The organism is Selenomonas ruminantium subsp. ruminantium ATCC 12561 (assembly GCF_000424065.1).
Lineage (GTDB): Bacteria > Bacillota > Negativicutes > Selenomonadales > Selenomonadaceae > Selenomonas_A > Selenomonas_A ruminantium.
Window position 1 is genome coordinate 1 of record NZ_AUJE01000062.1, and the last position, 7,292, is coordinate 7,292.

At 41.0% G+C, this 7,292-nt stretch carries 9 protein-coding genes; 3 read left to right on the forward strand and 6 right to left on the reverse strand.

All coding sequences use genetic code 11. The features are described 5' to 3' along the window. Positions 1-44 precede the first annotated feature (44 nt). The gene (locus tag G598_RS20120; RefSeq protein ID WP_014426083.1) at positions 45-296 is read right to left on the reverse strand and encodes a hypothetical protein; all 252 of its coding nucleotides are present in this window, start codon (positions 294-296) and stop codon (positions 45-47) included. A 438-nt stretch (positions 297-734) separates the two neighbouring features. Here G598_RS20120 and G598_RS0114775 point away from each other — a divergent pair, with 438 nt between their 5' ends. Together G598_RS0114775 and G598_RS0114780 are read left to right on the forward strand one after the other, a co-directional pair. Then, positions 735-1,109, forward strand: a complete 375-nt coding sequence (locus tag G598_RS0114775) for a hypothetical protein (RefSeq protein ID WP_014426082.1) — start codon at positions 735-737, stop codon at positions 1,107-1,109. 378 nt (positions 1,110-1,487) lie between these two features. Next, on the forward strand, positions 1,488-2,672 hold the full coding sequence (locus G598_RS0114780; RefSeq protein ID WP_014426080.1) for an AAA family ATPase: 1,185 nt from the start codon (positions 1,488-1,490) through the stop codon (positions 2,670-2,672). A 199-nt stretch (positions 2,673-2,871) separates the two neighbouring features. Here the strand turns inward: G598_RS0114780 and G598_RS0114785 are convergent, their stop codons facing one another. From G598_RS0114785 to G598_RS0114810, 5 genes are all read right to left on the reverse strand, one after another. After that, positions 2,872-3,150: a type II toxin-antitoxin system RelB/DinJ family antitoxin gene (locus tag G598_RS0114785; protein WP_014426079.1), complete on the reverse strand. Its 279-nt coding sequence runs from the start codon at positions 3,148-3,150 to the stop codon at positions 2,872-2,874. A 119-nt stretch (positions 3,151-3,269) separates the two neighbouring features. Further along, positions 3,270-3,557: an AbrB/MazE/SpoVT family DNA-binding domain-containing protein gene (locus G598_RS0114790; RefSeq protein ID WP_026767571.1), complete on the reverse strand. Its 288-nt coding sequence runs from the start codon at positions 3,555-3,557 to the stop codon at positions 3,270-3,272. A gap of 122 nt (positions 3,558-3,679) precedes the next feature. Beyond that, positions 3,680-4,306 carry a DUF6088 family protein gene (locus tag G598_RS0114800; protein ID WP_014426077.1) on the reverse strand — a complete coding sequence of 209 codons (627 nt, stop codon included), beginning with the start codon at positions 4,304-4,306 and terminating at the stop codon, positions 3,680-3,682. Between the two features lie 171 nt (positions 4,307-4,477). Further along, positions 4,478-5,704 (reverse strand): type II toxin-antitoxin system HipA family toxin, encoded by a 1,227-nt coding sequence (locus G598_RS0114805; RefSeq protein ID WP_014426076.1) that lies wholly within the window; start codon positions 5,702-5,704, stop codon positions 4,478-4,480. Next, complete coding sequence (locus tag G598_RS0114810; RefSeq protein WP_014426075.1) at positions 5,697-6,020, reverse strand: helix-turn-helix domain-containing protein; 324 nt, start codon at positions 6,018-6,020, stop codon at positions 5,697-5,699. The genes G598_RS0114805 and G598_RS0114810 overlap by 8 nt, the downstream gene beginning before the upstream one ends. 384 nt (positions 6,021-6,404) lie before the next feature. Between G598_RS0114810 and G598_RS0114815 the strand changes: the two genes are divergently transcribed. Then, positions 6,405-7,094, forward strand: a complete 690-nt coding sequence (locus G598_RS0114815) for a recombinase family protein (protein WP_014426074.1) — start codon at positions 6,405-6,407, stop codon at positions 7,092-7,094. Positions 7,095-7,292: the final 198 nt, after the last annotated feature.

Below are 7,292 nucleotides of genomic sequence, written 5' to 3' on the forward strand. Positions count from 1 at the left end.
CTACGATACTCCTTCTAATTAGGTCACATTTCCCTACGAACTGGTCACATTTCCCTACGATAAAGTGCCATAAGCCCTTTAATAATGCGGCTTCCCGAAGCGCAAAGCATATATAGCATATATGCTAAAAGCAAGCAAAGCATAGAAAAGTTATCCACAAAAGCTAAAAATTTATGATTTTTCATAGTCATCTCTGATAATTTGCCTGCTTGCCTGCCTTCTAATGGTATTAAATAATCGTGTATAGCTCTCAAATCCCCCAGAATGGCTTTTAAGTGAATTATGTATACTTTCATACCAACTATGCATAAAAGTATCCTCTAAGACGTTCTGAGGAAGTTTCATGGATATCCATCTGATATTGGTGTTCTCTTAACGAAGGGATTATCTACAGGTCAAATAGTGGGAAAAGCATAGATGTACTCTTATGTTTTTCATGACTATATATGATATCTAAATAAATTTAATATGGTATTAACACTAGATTAATAATATAGATTTCAATGAAAATATATAATGAATAAAAAGTGATTAATATAGATACAATAAGGGATTAGGCTATATTTATAGAGTTATTTATACATTATTATTAAAATAATAATAATGTATAATATATGTTATGATACATTTATTATAATGTTATTTTAACGTTAAGATAATCATACAAATTAAATCTTGATTTAATTTGTATGATTATGGTATACTGAAATCAAATTAAAGAAAAGAGTGATTATATGAGGAATGGCCATTATACAGCAGGGGACATTGAAGGGTTAACGATTATGCCAGCCGACAAGGCTAAAGACATTGTTCAGACAGCATGTGGTAGGGTAGATGGTGTTCTTATTTGGAGCAATGGATTTGATATTACTATCGGTGAATTGAATCAGAAGAAAGGCTATAACCGCATTGATAAAATTCCTGCCAAGTATCAATTGGTTGCTGAGATAATACGCAAAAAAGCCAATGGACGAGGTGGCAGGCGCTTGGGAGCCGGACGTCCTAAAACTGTTGGTATAATGGATGAGAAAAAGACCCGCTCCTTCAAACTCACCGAATATGAGTACATGAAGGTCAAAGAATATATATTAGACCTTAGAAAAAAGTAAACTAAAATCAGAAAAAGAAATTGTGCAACAAGCTCTTGCATAATTTCTTTTTTATGATTTTAGTTTACATTATTCAAAATACAAATAGGCCCGATGTCCAAAATTAAGAAATGCCTCTCTAATACACGAAAAAGGCTGCTCCTGAAGGAATAGACCCTTGCCCGGTGACCATATAGCGCCAACTATGTAGCCACATGTAGGCTTGTTTTTCGAATTAAGCCCCTCGATTATTGCTAGCTTTTCTGTATGGTTCATATTTAATTATAAATCACGTTATAAGAAATTTAACCAAGAAAAATGCAAATTTATTGCAAATTATTAACTTAAATCGACGGATACATACTTTTAAAGTATAATTAAGGAAACGGAGGTGGGAAAATGCTGGTACAGTTTTCCGTAACGAATTATAAGTCTATCAGGAGTCAGGCAACGATAAGTTGCCGGGCGAGTAGTGATAAGGAAATGGCAGAGAACCTGTTTGAGGCGGGTAAGGTAAAGTTGGTGCCCTGTTTGGCGGTGTATGGTGCTAATGCTTCAGGCAAGAGTAACCTGCTTAATGCTTTGCTCCTGATGAAGCAGATGGTTTGTGGTAGCTATGCTCGAGTTCTCAAGGGGGACAGGTTGCCTTATGATTCGTTTTCCTTTTCAGAGGCCCAATCAGCCCCTACGGAGTTGGATATTATTTTTTACATGAATGGCATCAAGTATGCCTATGGCTTTGCCTATGACGGCGATAGTATCAAATCTGAGTATCTGTATCATTGGCCAAGAGGTCGGGAAGCGCTTATTTTTAGCAGGGAGGGCAACGAATTTACTTTTCCGAAGGAAAGTATGCAGGAACAGAATCAGTTGGCCAAGAGAACGGCGCCTAATCGGCTATATCTGGTAACATCCAATGAGTGGAACAATCCCCTTACGGAGAATGCCTTTATGTGGTTTGTTACAAGGCTGCTGAACGCCCATGATGAAGATAATCTATATACCACTTCCATCGAAGCTGTTCTGCAGGGCAATGACTCAAAATCCAGATTGCTGCAGGAAATGCTGACAGCAGATCTGGGGCTGGAAAACATTGAGGTTATCGAGCGCGGGGGCAAAAAGCAGATAGTTACCTATCACAGAATCGGTGAAGGCAAAGAGGAGAATAGTGTGTATTCTCTTTTGCTTGAGCAGGAGTCGGCTGGTACGCATTTCTTTTTCTCACGCATTGGTCTTTGGCTGAAGGCTTTAGCTCAGGGCGGTGTTATTGCTATTGATGAAATCGAGACAAGCCTGCATCCGCTTCTGACAAGGCATCTGGTTGAGATGGTACAAGACCATAATATCAATCGAAACCATGCCCAGCTGATTTTCACCACACATGATGTTGGTTTGCTGGAGCGCACATTGTTGCGCCGGGATCAGATATGGTTCGTAGAAAAGAACGACAAGAGCCTAGAATCAGAGGTATTTGCATTAACGGAATTTTCACCTCGTAAAACAGAAAATATTACCAAAGGCTATCTGCAAGGCCGTTATGGTGCTATTCCATTTATTGGTGAGGAACTATTATGGCGAGAATAAGAGAATTAGACAGAAGTTCTAAAGGGAAACGGCAGCGCAGGTCGGTCATATATCTGGTTTGTGAGGGGCAGGAAAATTTTGAGATAAAAGGGCCATAATTAATAAAAGCTCACAGAACCTGGGCTTTTATCAATTATGGCTCGTATATTTGTAAACTAAATTTTTTACTTATAAAGTATAAGGAGTGTCACGAGGTCCTTCATTCGTCAGTGTTGAGCTCCTCCATCAATTCCTGCGTAGTATGAAAGGGGCCGTGAATATCAGTGTCATTATCAGCCTCGACCAATTTCTGCAGCAGAACTGAATCTGCTCCCTTTATAGTAACTTCAAATGGTAATCCTTTCCGTATTAACGCCTGTCTTAGAAAGATATTGATAGCCGTTGTCATATCCATACCGAGACTCTTAAAAAGCTGTTGAGCTTGTTCTTTTACCACGCGATCCATTCTGATGCTCATGCTTGTTGTTGAACCAGTCATAATATCACCTCCTTGTATCTGTTTTATAGCTAATAAATATATGATGTCAATACATTAGCTATAATCAATGTTTTTGAGCTAATTTTAATTATAAATCATATAAATTAGTACCCGCATATTTATTCGCCTTCGCTGCGGATTTCTTTTACTATAGAATTTACCTCTCCTTCAGAAGTAATTCCTGCCTTATCCCCTTCTCCTGCCATTTCTGCTTGAATCATCTGCATAGCATAAACTGCAGAATTTACCATACGAACAGAACCTTTCTCTACAATGAAAGTAACACGGCTACCAGTGTCCAGACCAAGAACAGCACGAACATCCTTTGGGATTGTTATCTGCCCCTTAGACATAACTTTTGCATTATCAATGAATCTATCTGGAAAATTTACAGTTATAGCACTCATAAACAAAACCTCCTCATACGGAAAAGTAGGGAATTTCCTACTTTTCCTTTTCGTCAATAGCCTCTGGTATGATCGGTTTCTGTGCTGCTTGTGTTATAACAGCTGTAAAAACATTGGCATCTTCATGCAGGTAGGCCATATAGTAACCCCATTTCATACATATTTTTAAATATCTTTACTGGATAGTAGTCGAGGTATTGTTCCATGCTGGAAAAGCTCATCTCTGCCCGGCCCAAATAGTCCTTGAATCTTTGGCGGGCTTCCTCTTGCTCAATCTCTGAATATCTGTCTACATCCGCCAGCAGGTCAAGGATTTGCAACACAAGATAGTTCTGTTTGGTGATAGTGCAACGAGGTTGACGCAGGATAATCTCCTGCTGTCCCAGTCTAATTCGGCGTTCTTTGGTAGTTGCCTTGTTGGAGACTACTGTGCAGGATATTGGCACCTGGGTGGTCAGGCCAAACTGATTGGCAAAGTTCTGGCCACTGATGTAGCCGCATCTTTGGCCTTTGGCGGACAGATATCTGCGCTCTATGACTTTATCGCTGGAAAGGAATGCACCAGAGGGAAAGATGCTTGTGTCTGGAATATAGTATATACCTTTATCAAAACGGCGGAGCTGCCCCTTTTCAACAAGCTTTGACATGGCCTGTCGCAGCATAGCTGGTTTCATATCTTTATATGATACATCGGCTAGAAAAATTGGCTCTCCTTGCCCATATGTTCTTATTAAGAAATCATACAACATAAACTTCCACCACCTTCTAACAAAATAGAAAAATAATATTTCTATTTTGTGTTATATCATATAAATCCTATGTTGAGAATAGGGGGGGTTGATTACAGTATACCTTTTTCAAAAAATAACAACATATGAGACTACTATTTCCAAAACCTACCGAATATGAGTACATGAAGGTCAAAGAAAAGCAGGGCTCATTCGCTCCATAGCTGTACGGGATAGACCATATTTTTTAGCCAGGATATGCCAGTTATCAGCTATGACGCTCTTAGTGTTGGCGATAATGTTCTTGGCATCTGCTGGTTTGATTTGGTAGAATTCCGCCATTTCCAGAGCTAGGTTCATATCCAGGGTGCTATCTTCTTCGGTAATGCCCAGAGATAAATTATTGCCATATGGATTAGGATTTACATCAAACAGTGGGGAAAGATGCCAGCCGTCCTTGTGCAGAAGGAAGCCATGGTTTCGCAGATGGTCATCTGTATTTGAGATTGCGATGCTGAACACGATGCGACACCAAAGTTCCTTCAGGTCAGCAGGAGCATCGGCACTATGTGCTGTCAGCCAGTCGGCAATATCAAGATAAGAGGCATCTTTATCGCTATCGGTTTTGCCCAGCATGGTCATTGCAGAGGCCATGTGGATTCGGGATTTTCCTATGCGGTCAAATCGTTTTACCAAAAAAGTAGTGCCTTCCTTGGTCAGGGACAAAGCCTGAGCCTCTGCTACGTTTAAGTTACACATTTCGGCCAAGTCGTGGGCTACCATTTCCCAGGCTCCGGCATTTTCTGTGTCGTGTTTGGATGGGAATTTGGCAATCCATAAATTGCCCTTTTCGTCTGCAACGGTCGCTTTGGGACGGGCACCACCTAGTGAAGAACCAGGAGCCATCAGTAGGGAGAGCCATGATTCGTCGAAACCATTGTCATCTTCAAAATTACGGGAAGCATCCTGTAATTGACGCAGCTCCGTCCATGGGGGAGTTGCTAGGTAAACATCATTGGCTTGAAAATCACCCTGAGGTTCCAGACGAAAACGTAATGCTCCCATGCGGCTTTCATCGTGGACTCCAAGCAAAAAGTCACTTTCCAGCAGGGCAGATGGTTTCCTGGCTTCTTTTCTTGCCTGGATTGATTCACGCCTTTTCATGAGAAGTCTGCCCCAGCGGTCTGGACAAGAGTCAGAAAACATGCCGAAAATCTGATTGTCAGCATATTGACGGCCAGGAATATCAACTTGCAGCTGCGGGTCTAGAAGCAAATGTTCCTTACTGGCCAGAAAATCAGGCGTAAATTCAAAGGAATAGACTTCTTTTCCACGAGCTTTTTGTACATATAAATTTCCAAGGTGGATTTGACCGCGGTAGTAATCGTCCAAGTAGCAGTATATCGTCTTATTATTCATCTTTCTTCCTCTTTGGTGCCCTACGGGCAACAGTTAAGTTTAAGTCTTGTATCAAGCGGCCTTTAGCATCGTCCTTGCAAATCAGCAGCAAGTCTTTATCCATTCCTTCAATAGCATGTAGGACCTTTGCGTAGGCTCCCATGGAAACAGAAGGGCTGCCTTTTTCGATGGCCCAAACGGTTGTCCTGCCCAAACCGGAACGTTCGGCAACTATTTCCATAGATATATTACGGCGTAGGCGGGCCAGTTTGATTTGCTCTCCCATACGCTGAAGGATTCTTTGGATGCTTGGTGTAAGGACTATCTTTTTGCCCATTATCGATTTTCTCCTCCTTCTTAATGTCTGTATTTATAAACATTATAAGGCTAAATGTTTGTAAATGCAAACATTATAATTGTATTCGATATCAACGTTCTCTTGGTTCTTTCGCTTTCTCTTTCTTTCTCATTTTAAGAGAGAAAGAAAGAGAAAGAATAAAGCTGGAAGGTGTACAAATTTCCTCTTAATAGTCAAAACTTACAAGTATTGACACCGACAGAGGAGCAATGTAAAATCAGGCTATGACAATATATCAAAACTTATGGTCATAAAGATAGCTATTGCCAACTCCGGGGTTAAAAAACGGCCAACTATAGGAAAAATTTTCAGCCAAAACGCCGAAAAATTATTGTCAATGTTGATTATATAAGGGGGAAGCGTATGTTTTATGGATATGCTCGGGTTTCTACTCGGGGCCAGGTAAAGGGGAACAGTCTTGCAGAACAACGGCAGCAGCTTATGGATAGAGGCTGTGATGAAGTCATAGAGGAACAATACACAGGGACAACTACGGAGCGGCCACAGCTGGATGCACTGCTGGCACGGCTCAATATCGGTGATACACTGATGGTTACAAAGCTGGATAGGTTGGCAAGGTCTGCCACAGAAGGAGCCACGCTTATCAAGGAACTTACAGACAAGGGTATCCGTGTCAATATCCTCAATATGGGGGAGGTAGATGAGCGGCCACAAGGCAGGCTCATGCTTCACATATTACTGGCCTTTGCAGAGTTTGAAAGGGACATGATTGTAGAGCGGACACAGGCAGGGAAAGCCATTGCTAGAACCAAGGCAGGGTTTAGAGAAGGCAGGCCACCAATTGACAAAGCTAGGAAGGAGGCTGCGGTCGATATGATTCTCAAGGGTGAGAAATCATATAAGGAGGCCGCTGCTGCGGTTGGTATAAGTAAAAGTACTTTAATAAGAGCTGTAAGAGCAAAGAAAGCTGAAGTGTCTGCTGCTCCCGACTCGTTTTATTCTGATAGCAATATCCGTTATCTGGAGCGCAAGTTGGAAGATTATAAGGCTGGCAAGACGAAGTTGGCAGAACATGAGCTGATAGAAGAATGACCGTGTGCTTATAATTGCAGGTTGAAATCACTATGATTGAAGGGCAATTTATACAAAATCTCTCGAATGAATAGGAAAAGGATGACCTTACTTTTGAAGAATTGTGGATTTCTGCAAATACCAGCATTTTAGAAAACTTATCAATAGGCTCATATGGGCTCACATGAATGAAGGGAAGGCGAGAGTTTTTTGCTTTCC